Raw genomic sequence first — 18972 nt, 5'->3', positions numbered from 1 at the left:
ACGAACTTTCATGCCTGTAAAACCACCCACTCGAAACACCGTCAGCGTTGAGGTGCACACACGTCCCGTGCAGACAGACAGTCCACGCCCGCCGCGACCGGACATCCTGCCGCACCTGGACTTCGATACTCCGACCGTGACAAGGCCGCGCCACCCGACACCTGCGGGCAGCACAGCCGCCCACGCCGATCTGGACATCATCACCCCGGCGCCGGTCACTATCAGCCAGACTCCCTCCCCCGTCATCGTCTCCGCACCTGCGCCGCGACCACTGGAACATTACCGGATCACGACAACTACGCCGCTTCCGCTGGCTGACGCCGATGGCTTCATTACGCTCAAGGGACGCCGCTATGTCGAGGTGACGGAGGTTGGCGTCGTCCCGGTCGGAGTGGATCCGCACACCGGCCAGCACCGCGCCAGACTGAGCAGCGAACTGCAACCTTCGGGGCCGGTGCTGGTTCGCGATCCGCAGAGCAAACTGTGGTATGAGCTGGACGACTCGCCCATCACTTTTGCGCTGAGCGACAGTCGCTTGCAGGCTTTTCGCACAGAACTGGACTTTACCGGCGTCGAGCCCGGCAACGATGGCCTGCACCGGTTTGACGGCAAGCTCTATGCGGTGATTGAAAAGGTCGCCTATCAAGCCTTGCACGATCCTGAAGCCACCACGGCCCTGACGCCGGTGATGCGCATTGTCCGGGCCGACGATGCCGTCGCCGCCAGCACCGACAACCAATATGTCGCGACACGCCCGGGCCGCTCGGAAGCCATTGTGTTCGATCCGCTGGACGGCTGGCTCGGGGTCAATCTCCCGGGTGCAGGCGGCATGCACCGCGCCGGGCAAACTCCGCACCGCCCACTGATGGAGCGTTTCACCAGCGCACTCAATCGCTTGAACAGCCCGGCGGCGCGCGCGCGCAAGCTGTACCCGTCGTTTAGCGAAGAGCAAGTCACGACCTTTATCCAATCGTTGGGGGACGATGTCCCGGGCGGTCTGGTACGTCGCGAAACCGATTACAAGACCCTCAAGAAAGAATTGACGGCCTGGTCTCGCACCCACACGCAATCGCCGGTGCCGGCCGCCAGCAAAGCCTGGATAGAGCTCGCCGTTGTGGAGACCAAACGCTGTTGGCGCCAGCAGACCGGGACAACGCTGAAACTGCTACCTGCCCCGGACGGAACCACGTTGCCGCCGCTCAAAGCGGACTTCGGCCATGTCCGGACGCTCGAGCTGGACAAGATTACCTGGTCAGACACCGCCGACACGTTTCTCAGCAGTTTTTCGGGGCTGGAGCACCTGACCGTCACCCGTACCACCCTGGAAAAGCTGCCCGACGCTGTCGCCACCTTGAAAACCCTGAAGGCGCTGGACCTGAGTTCCAACCGTATTCAGCTGGATGCCACCGCTGCCGCCGATTTGAGCACCCTCTCCCGGCTTGAGCGAATCGACCTGTCCGGCAATCCCCTTGGACAGACACCGGACTTCAGCGCCATGGCAGCGTTGAAGGTCGTCAATCTGAGCAATACCCGCATCGACCAGTGGCCGACGGGCCTGGAACAACAGACAGGGCTGGAACTCGTCGATCTGCGCCAGAATCGTCTGAGTGAAGTACCGGAAACGATCCTCAACCCACCGGCCGATCAGTTGCAGGCACGCGCACGGATCAACGGCGTCACGCTGCTTGAAGACAATGCGTTTGCGCAGGGTTACTGGAGAACGCTGGAAGGGTTTTGGCGACGCGTCGCCGCTGCACACCCGGAGCTCGCGCCCCACACTGGCAGCGGCGCGTTCAGACTGGACGGCGACACCGCCGACATCGTCATGGTGCAACGCCTGCATCCCGACAAGGATGCGCAAGCGGTCAAGGACTTCGTCCTGGAAATGGACGACGCCGCGCGAACCGGGCTGGCCGCACGCGTGCAGGAACTTGAGCGGCTGGAGACGCAACTGGAGGAATACGTTCGTAGTCACAACAGCAGCGCCACAGCTGATGACTCAACAAAAAAGTCGGTGCAACGAATCGCGAGGTCAATCAAGGCGTGCTGGCTACGCACTACCCGGCATTCACTGTTGTTTTTCCTGGAGGGCGGACCACTCCCGAATCTGAACGCGGATTTCAGCCACGTGAGTTCACTGACCCTGAAAAGCATTGTCTGGTCGGATGCGGCCGACGTGTTCCTGTCCAACTTCGCCCATCTGGAGCACTTGTCCATCACTCACTCCGGGATTGGAAAATTGCCCGGAAAAATTAACGAGATGAACAAACTCAAGCACCTCGACTTGAACACGAACCGTATTGAACTGGACGAGGAAAGTGCAGCAACACTCAGCGCGTTGAGTCAATTGGAAACGGTCAATCTTGCCGATAACCCGGCGCTCAAACTGACGCCTGACTTCAGCGCCATGTCTGGCCTGACCTCCCTGAGCCTGAGCCATACAGGAATCAGTCAGTGGCCTACCGGCTTGCAGGACAAGACCGCGCTGACCAACCTGGATCTACGCAACAACCGCCTGCGTGAGGTACCGCATGCACTCCTTGATCCGCCCGTTGAGCAATTGCCCTTGGTCGCTCGGATCAACGCCGGTACCTTGCTTGAAGGCAATGCCTTTCCCTCAGCGTACTGGAGAAAATTCGACGGTTTCTGGCGACGTCTGAACGCGGCTCATCCCGAGTTGTGGGATACCGCCCAGCCCTCGGCATTTGATAGCGAAAACTCAAGAGCACAGCGATACCGACGACTCTTTCCGAGCAAGAGCATCAAGGAATGCCGGGAGTTCATCTGGGGTCTTGAACGCGGGACCGTGGCGACGAAACTCAACAGCCTCGAACAGGAGTTTGGCGTGCTGAAAACCCAGCTCGACGCCTGGGTATTTTCTGGAGGAGGCAATCGCGGGGGTTACGTTCGGGCGTTCCAATTGGAGGCCAACGCACTGACCCGCTCGGACCGGGTCAAGGCCAGTGAGCGGATTATCAAGTGCTGGCGGCGGGAAACACCGCAGAGACTGGCCAATGACCGCACGCCCATCGGGCTGGAACTGGATCTCAGTGGCCTGATTCTGCCCACCTTGCCGGACATTGACGTCGATTTCAGTCATGTCGGTTCTCTGCGATTGAGCAATATGGCTCTGAGCACTTCGCCGGAAGGCTTTCTGACCCGATTCCGCCATGTGCGCTGGCTGGACCTGTCACAAAATGAGCTGCGCGAACTGCCGCCGGCCGTTGGCGAAATGAGCGGGATGACCCGACTTTTCCTGCAGAACAATCAGATTTCCCTGACCGCCGACACCGCCCGCGTGCTGTCCGAGCGCACAACACTGCGAGCCCTGTGGCTGCACGAAAATCCGCGACTGGGCATCCCGCCGGACTTCAGCCAGATGACCGACATTCGCTCGGTTAATCTGGCCAACACCGGGATCGACACTTTCCCGAGCGGAATAGCCGATCAGCCATTACTGGATACGTTCAATCTGAGCAACAACCGAATCACAGACATTCCGGATGCGGTCATCGCCCCGCCAGACGATCGACTGGCCCATACGGTGCGCATCAACAACGTGACTGACATCAGGAACAATCCGCTGTCCGCCGAAACCCAAACCCGGCTGTTCCAATACGACGAGCGCTTGTTAGCGGCCGAGATGCCGCTGAGAGGGCTGCGCAACCTGATCGACACGGCACGAGGCCATGCCCCCGTCGTACGCCCAGCGACAGATGATCCGATGTCACGCTGGACATCGGGCCTGACGACAGATGAGGTAACAGCCAGAAGAAGCCAGTGGCGAACACTGCATGAGCAGCCGCGCGCGGAGGGTCTGTTCGATACGCTTGAACGCTTGCTGGACATTCCGACCGGTCACCACGACCTTCAACGACGGGTCTGGAAGCTGATCGACAGCATCACCGAAAACAATGCGGATTCCGAACGCCTGCGCAAAGAGGTATTTGACCGGGCGGGCGACGCCGCCTGTTGTGATCGGGCGGCATTCACGTTTACCAATCTGGAAATCCTGACGATGGTGCACGATGCGCGCAGCCAAGCTCGAGATCATGCTCAAGGCCCGCAACTGTCTGCACTTTCCAAAGCGTTGTTCCATTTGCATGAGGTCGACAAAATCGCCTCGGCGGACATTGCCCAGCGTGAGGCCAGGATCCTCGAGTCGAGGCCCCAGGGAGCTGCAGTGCAGGCAGCGCCTCACGTCCGTGAGGAAGTCGAGATCCGGCTTTTCTATCGCCACCGTTTGAAAGACCGACTCCAACTGCCGGGACAGCCTGAGCGAATGGGTTTCGATAATTTAGTCGAGGTGTCCAAGGCGCAACTGGATGCGGCGTACGAAAAAGTCATCGCACTGGACAATTCACCTGAAGCATTCGACGCCCTGGTGTCGAGGCAGTTCTGGCAGGAATTTGTCACTCACAAGTACCGGGTGCAATTTGAAGTGCAGCAACAAACGTTTCAGGATCGCCAGGCGACCCTCGATGACGCGCACGCCGCCGGGACGCTGGCATTCGCCGATTACGACGCGCAATCGAAGGCGCTGCAAACATCGCTGGCGAAAGTGGAAGAGACGCTGATCGTCACGTTGTCCCGACAGGAACTGAACGAGCATTCCGCGCGCCACACCGGCGAGGAGGCAGCCGGCGGAACTGAATGACACGCGGGGTGAGGACGGCTGGCCGGTTGATACCGGCCAGCCATTATTCGTCGTCGTCGAAGTTGTAGCTGCCCGGCGCAAGGTTCTCGAAACGGGTGTACTTACCGATGAACGCCAGACGGATAAAACCGATCGGGCCGTTCCGCTGCTTGCCGATGATGATTTCGGCGATGCCTTTGTGCTCGGTCTCCGGGTGATACACCTCGTCCCGGTACACGAACATGATCACGTCGGCGTCCTGCTCGATCGCTCCGGATTCCCGGAGGTCGGAGTTCACCGGACGTTTGTTGGGACGTTGTTCCAGCGAGCGGTTGAGCTGCGACAACGCCACCACCGGGCAGTTGAATTCCTTGGCCAGCGCTTTCAGGGATCGCGAGATCTCGGAAATCTCGTTGGTCCGGTTGTCACCGCTGGAGCCCGGAATCTGCATCAGTTGCAGGTAGTCGATCATGATCAGGCCGACATCGCCGTGCTCACGCACCAGACGCCGGGTCCGTGCACGCATTTCCGACGGGCTGATACCGGCGGTGTCATCAATGAACAGCTTGCGGTCGTTGAGCAGGTTGACCGCCGAAGTCAGGCGCGGCCAATCATCGTCTTCTAGCTGTCCGGAACGCACCTTGGTCTGGTCGATGCGGCCGAGGGACGAAAGCATACGCATGATCAGCGATTCGCCTGGCATCTCGAGCGAGTACACCAGCACCGCTTTTTCGCTGCGCAACACGGCGTTTTCCACCAGGTTCATCGCGAAGGTGGTTTTACCCATCGATGGACGGCCGGCGACGATGATCAAGTCGGACGGTTGCAGGCCGCTGGTCTTCTCGTCGAGGTCGGTGTAACCGGTGGACAGGCCGGTGATGGCGTTGTCGGTGTTGAACAGGGTGTCGATGCGGTCGATGGCCTTGGTCAGCAAATCGTTCACACCGACCGGGCCACCGGTCTTCGGCCGCGCTTCGGCGATCTGGAAGATCTGCCGTTCGGCTTCGTCGAGAATCTCGGCGGCGGTGCGACCTTCAGGATTGAAGGCGCTGTCGGCGATTTCAGTGCTGATGCCGATCAGTTGGCGCAAGGTTGCCCGCTCGCGGACGATTTGCGCATAGGCCTTGATGTTGGCGACGGACGGCGTGTTTTTCGCCAGCTCGCCAAGATAACCGAGGCCGCCGACTTGCGAGGTCTGACCTTCCTTGTCCAGTTGCTCGGACAGGGTCACGACGTCGATCGGCATGTTCTGATCGGCCAGTTTGGCGATCGCACGGAAAATCAGCCGGTGGTCATGTCGATAGAAATCGCCGTCGGAGACTTGATCGAGCACGCGTTCCCAGGCGTTGTTGTCCAGCATCAGACCACCGAGAACAGCCTGTTCGGCCTCGATGGAATGCGGCGGCACCTTCAGGGCAGCGGTTTGCAGATCGTATTGCTCGGGAGCGGAGATATCGTTCATGGCCACTTGTGTTTGTTTGGAAAAACAGGGAATTCAGAAAGACAAAGGGCACGACCTGTAAACAGGATCGTGCCCGATGTTAACCGTCTGACGGACAAGCCGCCAGCCGATCAGGTGTTGCTTAAGCTGCTACCACGACAACGCGTACGGTGGCTTCAACTTCGGCGTGCAGGTGCACAGCCACGTCGAATTCACCCACGTTGCGGATGGTGCCGTTCGGCAGACGAACTTCGCTTTTCGCAACTTCAACGCCGGAGGCGGTCAGTGCGTCAGCGATGTCGTGAGTACCGATCGAACCGAACAGCTTGCCTTCGTCGCCAGCGGTGGCAGTGATGGTCACTTCCAGCTCGGCCAGTTGGGCAGCACGGCTTTCAGCCGATGCTTTACGGTCTGCGGCAGCTTTTTCCAGCTCGGCACGACGCTCTTCAAACGCAGCCAGGTTGGCAGCGGTCGCAGCGGTAGCTTTGCCGAAAGGCAGCAGGTAGTTACGGCCGTAACCGGCCTTAACGTTTACTTTGTCGCCCAGGTTGCCCAGGTTGGCGATTTTTTCCAGAAGGATCAGTTGCATGTGGAAATCCTCTTAACTTTTAACCTTCACCGTTCGCGCTGTCGGTGTCTTTCGACACGTGACGACCGCGAAAATCAATCAGGCTGTCGACAATGGCCAGAACCACGAGCAACGGATAGATCAGCTGCATGAACAACAGCAGCGTGACGTACAACCCCACCAGCCAGAAACCGGCCAGTCGCTTCTGCCCGACCAGCCCGTGAATCAGGGCCAGACCGGCGAACACCAGCGGTACACTGCACAACGGCGTCAACATGGCCATCTGTGCACCGAGATTCGGGCCCAGAAGCATCAACGCCAGCAGCAACATCGCCGGCCCCAGCGGGATCCGGATGGCGCGAAACTCGCGACCAAAACCACCCGGGTTGTACAACAACGCCTGCCAATGCCGCCCGACAATCAGGCTCAGCACGCTGACGATCTGCAACAACGCCGCAATCAGTCCGGTCAGGACTGGCGCAATCAGGGACGCGAAACGCGCTTGCTCATCGACCGACAATTGCTTGTAGGTTTCACCGAGAAGCGCTGGCATGACCTTTATCAAGGCCTGCGCGAGCATCTCGATCTGGGCCGCAAACGCTGCCCCGAGCACCACTGAAAACACCACTCCAATCACTACGCTGACCAGCAGCGTGCGGACCCAGGATTCACTTGCGCGCAAAACCAACGCAAGTCCCGAAGACCCCAGCAGCACCAGAAGTGCTCGTGGGTCATCGGCATACAGCCACCAGATCAATGCCGGCAGCAATCCCAGGGACAGAACGCCGATGGCGTCCGTCAATCCGCGCCGCAGCAGTACAAGACTCCCGGCGGCAGCGCCCAACCAATATAACAACGGCAATGTTGCACATCCGGCCACCACGAGAGTGGCCTGCATACGGCCTCGCATGATGAACTCAGCTAAGGCACGCATGCATTCAATCCTTTGCTACTTGTCGACTGCCCGGTCTCAGCGGCCGTGGCTGTCGGTGTAGGCCAGCAGGGCCAGGAAGCGGGCGCGCTTGATAGCGGTGGCCAGCTGACGCTGATAACGAGCTTTGGTACCGGTGATGCGGCTTGGAACGATTTTGCCGGTCTCGGATACGTAGGCTTTCAGAGTGTTGAGATCTTTGTAATCGATCTCTTTCACGTCTTCAGCGGTGAAGCGGCAGAATTTACGACGACGGAAGAAACGTGCCATTTGATAGGCTCCTTAATAAGGTCCGTGGATTACTCGTCAGCGTTATCGCTGTTGTCGCTGTCATCACTATCGGTGCCTTCGGCGCCTTCGTGCTCAGGACGGTCGCGACGCTCACGGCGCTCACTGCGGTTTTCTTCAGCCTTGAGCATCTCGGATTGGCCGGTAACGGCTTCTTCGCGACGGATGACCAGGTTACGGATCACTGCATCGTTGTAGCGGAAGTTGTCTTCCAGCTCGGCCAGGGCCTTGCCAGTGCACTCAACGTTCAGCATCACGTAGTGAGCCTTGTGAACATTGTTGATTGCGTAGGCCAGTTGACGACGGCCCCAATCTTCCAGACGGTGGATTTTGCCGCCGTCTTCTTCGATCAGCTTGGTGTAACGCTCAACCATGCCGCCGACTTGCTCGCTTTGATCCGGGTGGACCAAAAAGATGATTTCGTAATGACGCATGAATGCTCCTTACGGGTTGTAGCCTGCCGCTCAAAAACGGTCAGACAAGGAGTGAATGACACTTATGGACTTGCCGGCGCGGGGCACATGCGTGCCTGCCGTCACAGCAAGGGGCGCAATTGTAGAGAAGGGACAGGAGAGGTGCAAGGCAATTGGTGAATATTTGAACAATCACCAATCCTGCCTTCACCACAAACCAATGTGGGAGCGGGCTTGCTCGCGAATGCGATACATCAGGCAACATAATTGTCGACTGACACTACGCTTTCGCGGGCAAGCCCGCTCCCACAGTTGATTGCATGCAGCTTTATTTCTTGGCGGAGGCCTTGGCTTTGGCGCCACGCTGACGCTGGGCTTCAAACAGGCACACGCCGGTCGCCACGGAAACATTGAGACTGCTGACACTACCGGCCATCGGCAGATTCACCAGATAGTCGCAGTGCTCACGGGTCAGGCGACGCATGCCTTTGCCCTCGGCACCCATGATCAGAATGGTCGGGCCGGTCAGGTCCTGGTCATAAATGCTGACCTCGGCCTCACCCGCCGTGCCGACAATCCACAAACCGCGCTGCTGAAGCTTTTCCAGGGTGCGCGCCAGGTTGGTCACGGCAACCAGCGGAATCACTTCCGCCGCGCCGCAAGCCACTTTACGCACCACAGGTGTCAGCGTGGCCGACTTGTCTTTCGGCACGATCACTGCCAGCGCACCGGCAGCATCAGCCGAACGCAGGCAGGCACCGAGGTTGTGCGGATCGGTCACGCCGTCGAGCACCAGCAACAACGGTGCGCCTTCAGTGCGATCGAGCAGTTCGTCGAGCATTGCCTCACCCCAGACCTGGCTCGGACTGACGTCCGCAACCACGCCCTGGTGCACGCCTTCAACCCAGGCGTCCATTTCGCGGCGCTCGGCCTGACCGACCTGGACACGATTCTCGTTGGCCAGTTCGATCAGGGTCTGCACGCGCGGATCATTGCGGCTTTCGGCCAGCCAGATCTGCTTGACGCGCTTCGGATGGTGACGCAGCAACGCTTCTACCGCGTGAACGCCGTAGATTTTTTCCAACTGACTCATGACTTCGCCTTCGGTTTACGCGCCCCGCCACTTTTGGCTGGAGCAGAACCCGCTTTTGGCGGGCCTTTACGGTGTTTGCTCGGTTTGGCTGGCTTGCCGCCGGCGGCCTTTTCAGGCGCCGACCGTCCGGTCTTTCCCGCAGACGCCGCTTTACCACCGCTTTTGGCATCGGAAAGCAGTGCTTTCTTCATTTCACGGCTTTTACGCAGCTCGGCGTTTTTCGCCACGGCATCGCTTGGGCGATAGGCCTCGACGGCCTTCTCTTTGGCTGGACGACGACTGGAAGTTTTTGCCGGGGCCTTTTCTTCCACAGCCTTGGTCGCTGGAGCAGCAGTTTCAGCGCCACGCTTTTTACGGCCGATCGGCGCACTGATGGTTTTTTCCGCCATCTCGAAGTCGATCTTGCGCTCGTCAAGGTCAACGCGCATGACGCGAACTTCAACGGTATCGCCGAGACGGAAGCTGCGACCGGTGCGCTCGCCCGCCAGGCGGTGATGCACAGGATCGAAGTGGTAGTAGTCGCCCGGCAGCGCGGTGACATGCACCAGACCTTCGACGTAAATATCGGTCAGCTCGACGAACAGACCAAAACCGGTCACCGCAGTGATCACGCCCGGGAACGATTCGCCCACGCGATCTTTCATGAACTCGCACTTGAGCCAGTTCACCACGTCGCGGGTCGCTTCGTCGGCACGGCGCTCGCTCATCGAGCATTGCTCGCCGAGCTGCTCAAGGGCCGCTTCGTCGTACGGGTAGATACGCGCCTTCGGAATGGTCATCGCACCGGCACGGCGAACGTGCGGGGTGTCCTGTTTCGAATGGATCACGCTGCGGATCGCGCGGTGCGTGAGCAGGTCCGGGTAACGACGGATCGGCGAGGTGAAGTGAGTGTAGGCTTCATAATTCAGGCCGAAGTGGCCCTGATTGTCAGCGCTGTACACCGCTTGACTCAGCGAGCGCAGCATCACGGTCTGGATCAGATGGAAATCCAGACGATCCTTGATGCTTGCCAGCAGTGCCTGATAGTCCTTCGGCGACGGGCCGTCCTTGCCTTTGTGCAGGGACAGGCCGAGCTCGCCGAGGAAGGCGCGAAGTTTTTCCAGACGCTCCGGTGGCGGACCATCATGGACGCGGTACAACGCAGGAATTTCGTGCTTCTTGAGGAATTCGGCGGTGGCCACGTTGGCCGCCAGCATGCACTCCTCGATCAGCTTGTGTGCGTCATTACGGGTGGTCGGACGAATTTCGGCAATCTTGCGCTCGGTACCGAAGATGATTCGGGTTTCCTGCGTTTCGAAATCGATCGCGCCACGTACGTGACGAGCCGCCAGCAGAACCTTGTACAGCGCATAAAGCTGTTTGAGGTGCGGCAGAACGTCGTTGTACTCACCGCGAAGCTGACGCGCCTCGGTGATTTTCGGCGTTTCCAGCATCGCACTGACTTTGTTGTAGGTCAGACGAGCGTGGGAATGGATCACCGCTTCGTAGAAGCAGTAGTCAGTCATTTCGCCGGACTTGGAGATGGTCATCTCGCAAACCATGGCCAGACGATCAACGTGGGGATTCAGCGAGCACAGGCCGTTAGACAATTGCTCAGGCAGCATCGGCACCACGCGCTCGGGGAAATACACCGAGTTGCCGCGCACTTGCGCCTCGTTGTCCAGCGCCGAACCGATCTTGACGTAGCTGGAAACGTCGGCAATCGCCACGTACAACTTCCAGCCGCCGGAGAACAGGCGCAGCTTGCCCGGTTTGGCTTCGCAGTAAACCGCATCGTCGAAGTCGCGGGCATCTTCGCCGTCAATGGTGACGAACGGCAGATGACGCAGGTCGACGCGCTTCTCTTTGTCTTTTTCTTCGACTTCAGGCTTGAGCTTGGCCGCTTCTTTCAAAACGGCTTCAGGCCAGACGTGCGGAATATCATAGGTACGCAGCGCGACATCGATTTCCATGCCCGGCGCCATGTAGTTGCCGACCACTTCGACCACGTCGCCTTGCGGCTGGAAGCGCGGTGTCGGCCAGTGGGTGATCTTCACCTCGACGAACTGACCGATCTGGGCGTTGGCATTGCGGCCCGGAGTGACCAGCACTTCTTGCTGGATTTTCGGGTTGTCGGCGACGACGAAGCCGATGCCGCCCTCTTCAAAGTAGCGACCGACGATGGTTTCGTGAGCACGCGACACCACCTCTACGATCACGCCTTCGCGGCGACCGCGACGGTCAAGACCGGAAACACGCGCCAACGCACGGTCACCATCGAACACCAGACGCATTTGCGCCGGGCTCATGAACAGGTCATCGCTGCCGTCGTCCGGCACCAGGAAACCGAAACCGTCCCGGTGACCACTGATGCGGCCGAGGATCAGGTCGAGCTTGTCTACCGGCGCGTAAGTGCCACGGCGGGTGTAGATCAGTTGAGCGTCGCGCTCCATGGCGCGCAGGCGGCGGCGCAGGGCTTCGATCTGGTCTTCTGTGGTCAGACCAAACTCTTCGACCAGTTGCTCGCGGGCAGCAGGCGAACCCCGATCGGCGAGATGCGCCAGGATCAGTTCGCGGCTAGGAATAGGGTTTTCATATTTTTCCGCTTCACGAGCGGCCTCGGGATCGAGGGACTGCCAATCGGCCATTAGAGAGTTTTCACCTTGTCTATATGCGGGTTAGTTTGGCATAGGCGCCATCAAACGGGAAATTTCCGACTCTATAAGGCCCATCTAAAGGCCTGTATCGACGCTTTGCGGGCGTTTTGAACACCGCTGGTAAAAAAAATCAAAAAATATCACAGCAGGGGTTTACAGTTAAAAAGGCGCTCCGTATAGTGCGCGCCATCGACGACGCACAAGCGCTGCCGATACTGCCCAGATGGTGAAATTGGTAGACACGCCAGCTTCAGGTGCTGGTGACCTTACGGTCGTGGAAGTTCGAGTCTTCTTCTGGGCACCAATTTCGAGTTTGAGACTAGATCAGTTTCAAGACTCACACAAAAACCCGCGAAAGCGGGTTTTTTGCATTCTAAGGAACGCTTTTGTTAAAACTGATTTATTAAAATTAAATCAGGGGTTTACAGATCAAAAAGCGCTCCGTATAGTGCGCCACATCAACAGCGGCAACGCTAGCGATGATTGCCCAGATGGTGAAATTGGTAGACACGCCAGCTTCAGGTGCTGGTGACCTTACGGTCGTGGAAGTTCGAGTCTTCTTCTGGGCACCAATTCAAACTCAAGGTTACGACGTTGAGTTTCCCAAAAACCCGCGAAAGCGGGTTTTTGCGTTTCTGGCTCTCAGAAAAACCCACCACAATCCCCTGTGACGAGGGAGCCAGCGCCCCTCGCTTTCATTCAATTAATCCTCGCTCACAAATCTAACGACTGCTTCGCAGCCGAGCGGGAGCAAGCTCCCTCGCCACAATGGTTTTTCCAGTCATCTAGCAAACTCGCCTCTCCATCGCAAGGCGCACTTGAGAAACAATATCGTTTATCATTGTTGCAAGTTTTTGCAATGCGACAGTGAGGAACCCTGCGAATGACGTTTCGAAATACCCTGCGCCGAAGCCTGACCTTCACCCTCCTCGGCCTGGCGCTCGCCACTCCCCTCACCCAGGCTGCCGATGCGGTTTCCCTGACTCTCTACAACGGCCAGCACAAGGAAGTCGGCGACGCGATCGCCAAAGCCTTCGAAGCCAAGACCGGCATTCACGTCAATGTGCGCAAAGGCAGCAGCAATCAACTCGCCAGCCAGGTCATCGAAGAAGGCGACCGCTCTCCTGCCGACGTGATCTACACCGAAGAATCGCCACCACTGAACAATCTCGGCGAACTCGGCCTGCTGGCCAAGACCGATGATGCCACTCTGGCGGTTCTGCCAAAGACATACGTTGCCGGCAACGGCACCTGGATCGGCGTCACCGCGCGGGTTCGAGTGGTCGCTTACAACCCGAAACTGGTCGATGAAAAAGACCTGCCGAAATCGGTAATGGAATTCTCCGATCCGAAGTGGCAGGGCAAAGTCGGCTTCGTACCCACCAGCGGCGCGTTCCAGGAACAGGCCGTGGCGATCATCAAGCTGCACGGTCGTGACGCCGCCGAAGAATGGCTGACCGGCCTGCGCGCATTCGGCAAGACCTACAGCAACAACATGGTTGCGCTCAAAGCCGTGGAAAACGGCGAAGTCGCCACCGTTCTGGTGAACAACTACTACTGGTTCGCCCTGCAGCGTGAGAAAGGCAAACTTGATTCGAAGCTGCATTACTTCACCGGCGGTGACGTCGGCGGCCTGATCACCGTATCCAGCGCAGCCGTGCTGAAATCCAGCAAACATCCAAAAGAAGCCCAGCAATTTCTTGCCTACATGGCCAGCGAAGAAGGCCAGCGCGTGATCACCCAGACCACCGCCGAATATCCGCTGCACAAAGGTATGGAATCTGATCGCGGCCTCAAGCCGTTCAGCGAACTGGAAGCGCCGAACGTCACTCCTGCCGATCTGGGCAATGCTGAAGAAGCGCTGGATCTGGAACGTGAAGTTGGCTTGAACTGATGACCGCATCGTTATCCGCCCCCGCCGCGCGCGGGGGTTACGTGCCACGGCGCAAGCGCCCGTCGATCTGGCTGGTGCTGCCGGTACTGTTACTGGTGGTGCTGAGCCTGTTGCCGCTGGCCTACGTTGGCCTGAAAGCCTGGCAGGCGGGCTGGGCCGAGGCGCTGCACTTGCTGTGGCGCCCATATGTGTTCGGCCTGCTGCGCAACACCTTGGCACTGATGGTGGGCGTGACGCTGACCTGCGGTGTGATCGGCCTGTCGCTGGCGTGGTTGCTGGAGCGCAGTAATTTGCCCGGGCGACGCCTGTGGGGTGTGATCCTGTGTCTGCCGTTCGCGGTGCCGGCGTTCGTCAGCAGCTTCACCTGGGTCTCCTTGAGCGCGCAGTTCGAAGGACTCGGCGGAGCGATTCTGGTGATGAGCCTGTCGAAATATCCGCTGATCTTTTTGCCGGTTGCAGCGACCCTGCGCAATCTTGATCCCTCCCTTGAAGAATCCGCCCGCACGCTGGGCCAAAACCGCTGGGGCGTGTTTTTCCGCGTCACCCTGCCGCTGCTCTGGCCGTCTCTGCTGGCCGGCTCGCTGCTGATTGCCCTGCACATGCTGGTGGAGTTCGGCGCACTGTCGATCATCGGCCTGCAAACTTTCACTACCGCGATCTATCAGCAGTTCGAACTGGAATTCAGTAACGCCAACGCGGCGATGCTGTCTGCGGTGTTGCTGGCGCTATGTCTGGTGCTGCTATGGCTCGAATTGCGCGTACGCGGCAAGGGCCGGCATGTGCGCACCGGGCAAGGTGCGGCGCGCCAGGCCGAGCAGGTTCGACTGGGACGGTGGGCCGCTGTCGGTCAGTTGTATTGCCTGATGCTGGCGATTGTCGGCAGCGGGATTCCGCTGGGGATGCTGGTGTACTGGCTTGCGGTGGGGTCCTCGGCGGCCTTCCCGGTCGCGGCGATTACCGAAGCACTGCTGTCGTCGCTGGCACTCTCGCTGGGTGGCGCGGCGTTGTGCCTGGTACTGGCGGTGCCGGTCGGATTGCTGGTGGTGCGATACAAAGGCCAACTGGCGATCTGGGCCGAGCGCCTGCCGTACCTGCTGCACGCGCTGCCGGGGCTGGTGATTGCGCTGACGCTGGTGTATTTCGCCCTGCACTACGTGCCGGCGCTGTATCAGACATCCGGGCTGCTGCTGATCGCTTATGCGCTGCTGTTTCTGCCACTGGCTCAAGCGCCGATTCGTACCGCGCTGAACAAGGCTGCACCGCAGCTGGAAGAAGCGGCGCGTACGCTGGGCGCTTCATCATTCACGGCATTTTGCCGGGTGACGCTGCCGATCATCTTCCCGGCCTTGGGCGCGGCGTTTGCGCTGGTGTTTCTGGATGCGATGAAGGAACTGACCGCGACTTTGCTGCTGAGTCCGACCGGGCTCAACACCCTGGCGACCGAGGTCTGGGCGCATACCGCGAATGTCGAATTCGCAGCGGCGGCGCCTTATGCGGCGTTGTTGATTTTGGTATCCGGGCTACCGGTTTATTTACTGACGACCCGGATGTATCTGAGCCGCTGACAGCGCTTTCGCGAGCAGGCTCGCTCCCACAGGGAAATGCATTCCAATGTGGGAGAGAGCCTGCTCGCGAACGGACCAACTAATACAACCTCAAGCCCTGAACTGCCCCAGACTCGCCTTGAGCTGCGCCGCCAGACCATCCAGCACCTTGCCACTGGCCGTGGTTTCCACCACCGCCTGAGCCGCTTTCTCGGCCTGAGCATGGATCGTCTCGACCCGCCCACGCACTGCCTGCGCCCCCTGCGCCTGATGCGCAGCGGCCTGCGTCGCCAGACCAATCGCCGCATGCACCTGCTCGACCGAAGCCTGTACCGACTGCTGCAGCCGCGCACTGTCGCGCAGCACCAGCAAACCTTCGCTGGCCTGACGTCCAGCCTGACCGATCGCTTCCACTGCCTCACGCGCGCCCTGCTGCAACGCGACAATGTGCGCCTGAATATCGCCAGTCGAACTTTGCGTCTTGCTCGCCAACGCCCGAACCTCGTCCGCGACCACGGCGAAACCACGTCCGGTCTCGCCCGCCCGCGCCGCTTCAATGGCTGCGTTCAATGCCAACAAATTCGTTTGTTCGGCGATCCCGTGAATCACCGTCAACACCACTTCAATCTGCTCACTCTGCTGCGCCAGCCGCTCGATGACCTTAGCCCCGGTATCGACTTGCCCCGCCAACGCCTCGATCAAACTGCCAACCTTGGCCGACGTGCGCGTGTTTTCGTCAGTGGCCTGGCGAATATCCACAACCTGCCTCAACGCCGCCTGCATCGCGTGGCTTTCCGATTGCGCTTCGTCGGCCATTTGCGACAACGCACGCAAGCTTTCCGCCACTTCATCACGCTGCATCCCCGCCGCCGCATCGGCGCCGGCATTGCGCAGGGTCATCGCGCCGATTTCCACGCCGGTACGCTGGGCGACATCGCCCGCCTCGCGCACGATCGGTTGCAACTTATCCACAAAGCGATTGACCGCCGAGGCCATGTCACCGATCTCGTCCTTGCTGTTGATCTGCACACGCTTGGTCAGATCGCCCTCACCCGCCGCCAGATCGTCCATTGCCGCGTTGAGCATCTTCAGACGATTGACCACCCGATGCCCGAGTACCACCGCCAGCAGCAACAGCACGCCACAGCCGACCAGCGCCAGGCCCAAACCGATCCGCCAGCGCAGGGTTGCGGCAGCGTCCTGCACGGTACGCGCCGTGTTGGCTTTCATTTCGGCGGCAGTGGACTGCGCCGACTGCAGACGCGCCTGCATTGCTGCGGCACTGTCAGCGGCGGCGCCCTTGAGGCTGTCGCCGACCAACTGATCGCTGCTGGCAATCAGCGCCGAGAAGCGCTTGTCGAGCGCCGCCAGATCGGTCTCGACCGAAGCGGTGGAAACCCCCATCAGCACCTTGCCGATTTCCACGCCGTTCGGGTTGATCGACGCTTCGAGGTAGTAAACCGACGGATCGTTCTTCGCCGCGTCCAGCACTTTATCCAGCGCACGCTCGCCCTGGCCCTTTTCGAGCAAGGCCTTGTTGATCGGGTTTTCGCGATTGAGATAACGCGTCAGATGCTGCCCCGTGGCGTCGTCGTAGACCACGAACAGCACATTGGGATTGCGCTGGGCACGCCGGGCAAATTCGGACAAGGTCGGTACATCGCTGTCCCACATGGCGCGAGGTGCGACCGAGGCGAGTAATTGGGCCATGTCATTGGCCGAATCCTTCAGATCCTTTTCGAGTGTCGTACGCAGTTGCGCCTGTTCGTCCTTCAGACGCGAGGACAAACCAGCCGTCAGACGCTGACGGGTGCTGGTGGACAGGTTATCGAGGCTCGACGTGACTTCACGCCCGGCCTGCTCCAGTTCGCCGGAAAGCTTCTGGCTGTCAGCACCGAGGCGCACGGCCAGATCAGCTTCCAGCGCCGTGACGGTGCTCCGTGTCAGGGCGACTGCCACCAACACCTGCACCAAAAGGGCGATACCAAGGGTAACGAATACAGGGCGCAATAAACGGCTTTGTAACAGTGAGAGAACGGCCGACACTGTGAATACCTCTACTTCTGACGCCATTAATTTGATGGCACTCTTGTAGGGAGATTCACAGCAAAGGTCATGCCGTCCAACAGGCATAAACGACAAAGGCCCCGATCAAGGGGCCTTTGTGTTTTTACATCAACGACTTATCAAGCGAACGGATGACGCAGAACGATGGTTTCGTTGCGGTCCGGGCCCGTCGAAATAATGTCGATCGGCGCGCCGATCAACTCTTCAACGCGTTTGATGTAGGCACGGGCGTTGGCCGGCAGCTCTTCCAGGGTTTTGGCGCCCACGGTCGATTCGGTCCAGCCCGGTACTTCTTCGTACACAGGCTGCAGGCCTACGTAGCTGTCAGCGTCGGTCGGCGCAACGGCGTTGCCTTGTGCATCTTTGTAGCCGGTGCAGATGTTGATGGTTTCCAGGCCGTCGAGTACGTCCAGCTTGGTCAGGCAGATGCCCGAGATGCTGTTCACATCGATAGCGCGACGCAGGATAACGGCGTCAAACCAGCCGCAACGACGGGCACGGCCGGTGGTAGCGCCGAACTCGTGACCTTGTTTGGCCAGGTGCGCACCGACTTCGTCAAACAGCTCAGTCGGGAATGGACCCGAACCGACGCGAGTGGTGTAAGCCTTGGTGATGCCCAGGATGTAGTCGAGGAACATCGGGCCAACGCCCGAACCGGTCGCCACGCCACCAGCGGTGGTGTTGGAGCTGGTCACGTACGGGTAGGTACCGTGGTCGATGTCGAGCAACGAACCTTGGGCGCCTTCGAACATGATGTCTTTGCCGGCGCGACGCAGGTCGTGCAGCTCGGCCGTCACGTCCAGCATCAGCGGCTTGAGCAGCTCAGCGTATTCCTTGCACTCGGCCAGGGTTTTCTCGAACTCGATGGCCGGCTCTTTGTAGTAACCGACCAGCATGAAGTTGTGGTAATCCACCAGTTCACGCAGCTTGTCTTCGAAGCGCGGCATGTTCAGCAGATCGCCAACACGCAGGCCACGACGTGCAACCTTGTCTTCGTAAGCCGGGCCAATGCCGCGACCGGTGGTACCGATCTTCAGCTCGCCACGGGCCTTTTCACGGGCCTGGTCCAGCGCCACGTGGAAGGACAGGATCAGCGGGCAGGACGGGCTGATACGCAGACGCTCACGCACCGGTACGCCTTTCTCTTCCAGCTTGGTGATCTCGCGCAGCAGGGCGTCAGGTGCAACCACCACGCCGTTGCCGATCAGGCACTGCACGCCTTCGCGCAGCACGCCCGACGGGATCAGGTGCAGGACGGTTTTTTCGCCGTCGATCACCAGCGTGTGGCCAGCGTTGTGGCCACCTTGGTAGCGCACTACGGCGGCAGCATGTTCGGTCAGCAGATCAACGATCTTGCCTTTGCCCTCATCACCCCATTGGGTGCCCAGGACTACGACATTCTTACCCATAACACTTGTCCTCATTCGCGCAAACTTGGTGCCGGCGATGGCCGGCAGGAAA

General features: G+C 59.6%; 12 protein-coding genes and 2 tRNA genes. 5 read left to right on the top strand and 9 right to left on the bottom strand.

The window, feature by feature from the left end:
- The first annotated feature begins 10 nt into the window (after positions 1-10).
- Positions 11-4657, top strand: coding sequence for an NEL-type E3 ubiquitin ligase domain-containing protein (locus KI231_RS02900; protein ID WP_249412093.1), 4647 nt, complete (start codon positions 11-13; stop codon positions 4655-4657).
- 43 nt (positions 4658-4700) lie between these two features.
- Here the strand turns inward: KI231_RS02900 and dnaB are convergent, their stop codons facing one another.
- The 7 genes from dnaB to rnr form a co-directional block, all read right to left on the bottom strand.
- The gene (gene dnaB, locus KI231_RS02895) at positions 4701-6098 is read right to left on the bottom strand and encodes a replicative DNA helicase (protein ID WP_007915846.1); all 1398 of its coding nucleotides are present in this window, start codon (positions 6096-6098) and stop codon (positions 4701-4703) included.
- 121 nt (positions 6099-6219) lie between these two features.
- Positions 6220-6666 (bottom strand): 50S ribosomal protein L9, encoded by a 447-nt coding sequence (gene rplI, locus KI231_RS02890; protein WP_003186385.1) that lies wholly within the window; start codon positions 6664-6666, stop codon positions 6220-6222.
- 19 nt (positions 6667-6685) lie between these two features.
- Positions 6686-7579 carry a hypothetical protein gene (locus KI231_RS02885; protein WP_213027381.1) on the bottom strand — a complete coding sequence of 298 codons (894 nt, stop codon included), beginning with the start codon at positions 7577-7579 and terminating at the stop codon, positions 6686-6688.
- 36 nt (positions 7580-7615) lie between these two features.
- Positions 7616-7846, bottom strand: coding sequence for a 30S ribosomal protein S18 (gene rpsR, locus KI231_RS02880; RefSeq protein ID WP_002551829.1), 231 nt, complete (start codon positions 7844-7846; stop codon positions 7616-7618).
- Positions 7847-7875: 29 nt separating this feature from the next.
- Complete coding sequence (gene rpsF / locus KI231_RS02875) at positions 7876-8298, bottom strand: 30S ribosomal protein S6 (protein WP_103304671.1); 423 nt, start codon at positions 8296-8298, stop codon at positions 7876-7878.
- Positions 8299-8605: 307 nt separating this feature from the next.
- Complete coding sequence (gene rlmB, locus KI231_RS02870) at positions 8606-9370, bottom strand: 23S rRNA (guanosine(2251)-2'-O)-methyltransferase RlmB (protein ID WP_103304669.1); 765 nt, start codon at positions 9368-9370, stop codon at positions 8606-8608.
- The gene (gene rnr / locus KI231_RS02865) at positions 9367-11997 is read right to left on the bottom strand and encodes a ribonuclease R (protein ID WP_213027380.1); all 2631 of its coding nucleotides are present in this window, start codon (positions 11995-11997) and stop codon (positions 9367-9369) included. The genes rlmB and rnr overlap by 4 nt, the downstream gene beginning before the upstream one ends.
- 226 nt (positions 11998-12223) lie before the next feature.
- Between rnr and KI231_RS02860 the strand changes: the two genes are divergently transcribed.
- The 4 genes from KI231_RS02860 (at position 12224) to KI231_RS02845 (ending at position 15465) form a co-directional block, all read left to right on the top strand.
- Positions 12224-12310 (top strand) — tRNA-Leu (locus KI231_RS02860).
- A gap of 181 nt (positions 12311-12491) precedes the next feature.
- Positions 12492-12578 (top strand) — tRNA-Leu (locus tag KI231_RS02855).
- 311 nt (positions 12579-12889) lie between these two features.
- On the top strand, positions 12890-13900 hold the full coding sequence (locus tag KI231_RS02850) for an extracellular solute-binding protein (RefSeq protein ID WP_103304667.1): 1011 nt from the start codon (positions 12890-12892) through the stop codon (positions 13898-13900).
- Positions 13900-15465 carry an ABC transporter permease gene (locus tag KI231_RS02845; RefSeq protein WP_213027379.1) on the top strand — a complete coding sequence of 522 codons (1566 nt, stop codon included), beginning with the start codon at positions 13900-13902 and terminating at the stop codon, positions 15463-15465. The genes KI231_RS02850 and KI231_RS02845 overlap by 1 nt, the downstream gene beginning before the upstream one ends.
- Before the next feature lie 90 nt (positions 15466-15555).
- Here the strand turns inward: KI231_RS02845 and KI231_RS02840 are convergent, their stop codons facing one another.
- Both KI231_RS02840 and KI231_RS02835 read right to left on the bottom strand, forming a co-directional pair.
- A complete protein-coding gene (locus tag KI231_RS02840) occupies positions 15556-17490 on the bottom strand; it encodes a methyl-accepting chemotaxis protein (RefSeq protein WP_213027378.1) in 1935 nt (644 codons plus the stop codon).
- 140 nt (positions 17491-17630) lie between these two features.
- Positions 17631-18920, bottom strand: coding sequence for an adenylosuccinate synthase (locus tag KI231_RS02835; RefSeq protein ID WP_085711159.1), 1290 nt, complete (start codon positions 18918-18920; stop codon positions 17631-17633).
- Positions 18921-18972 lie beyond the last annotated feature (52 nt).

The organism is Pseudomonas sp. Seg1, assembly GCF_018326005.1.
Lineage (GTDB): Bacteria > Pseudomonadota > Gammaproteobacteria > Pseudomonadales > Pseudomonadaceae > Aquipseudomonas.
The sequence above is the reverse complement of the archived record's forward strand: the minus strand, read 5'-3'. Positions and strand labels throughout refer to the sequence as shown.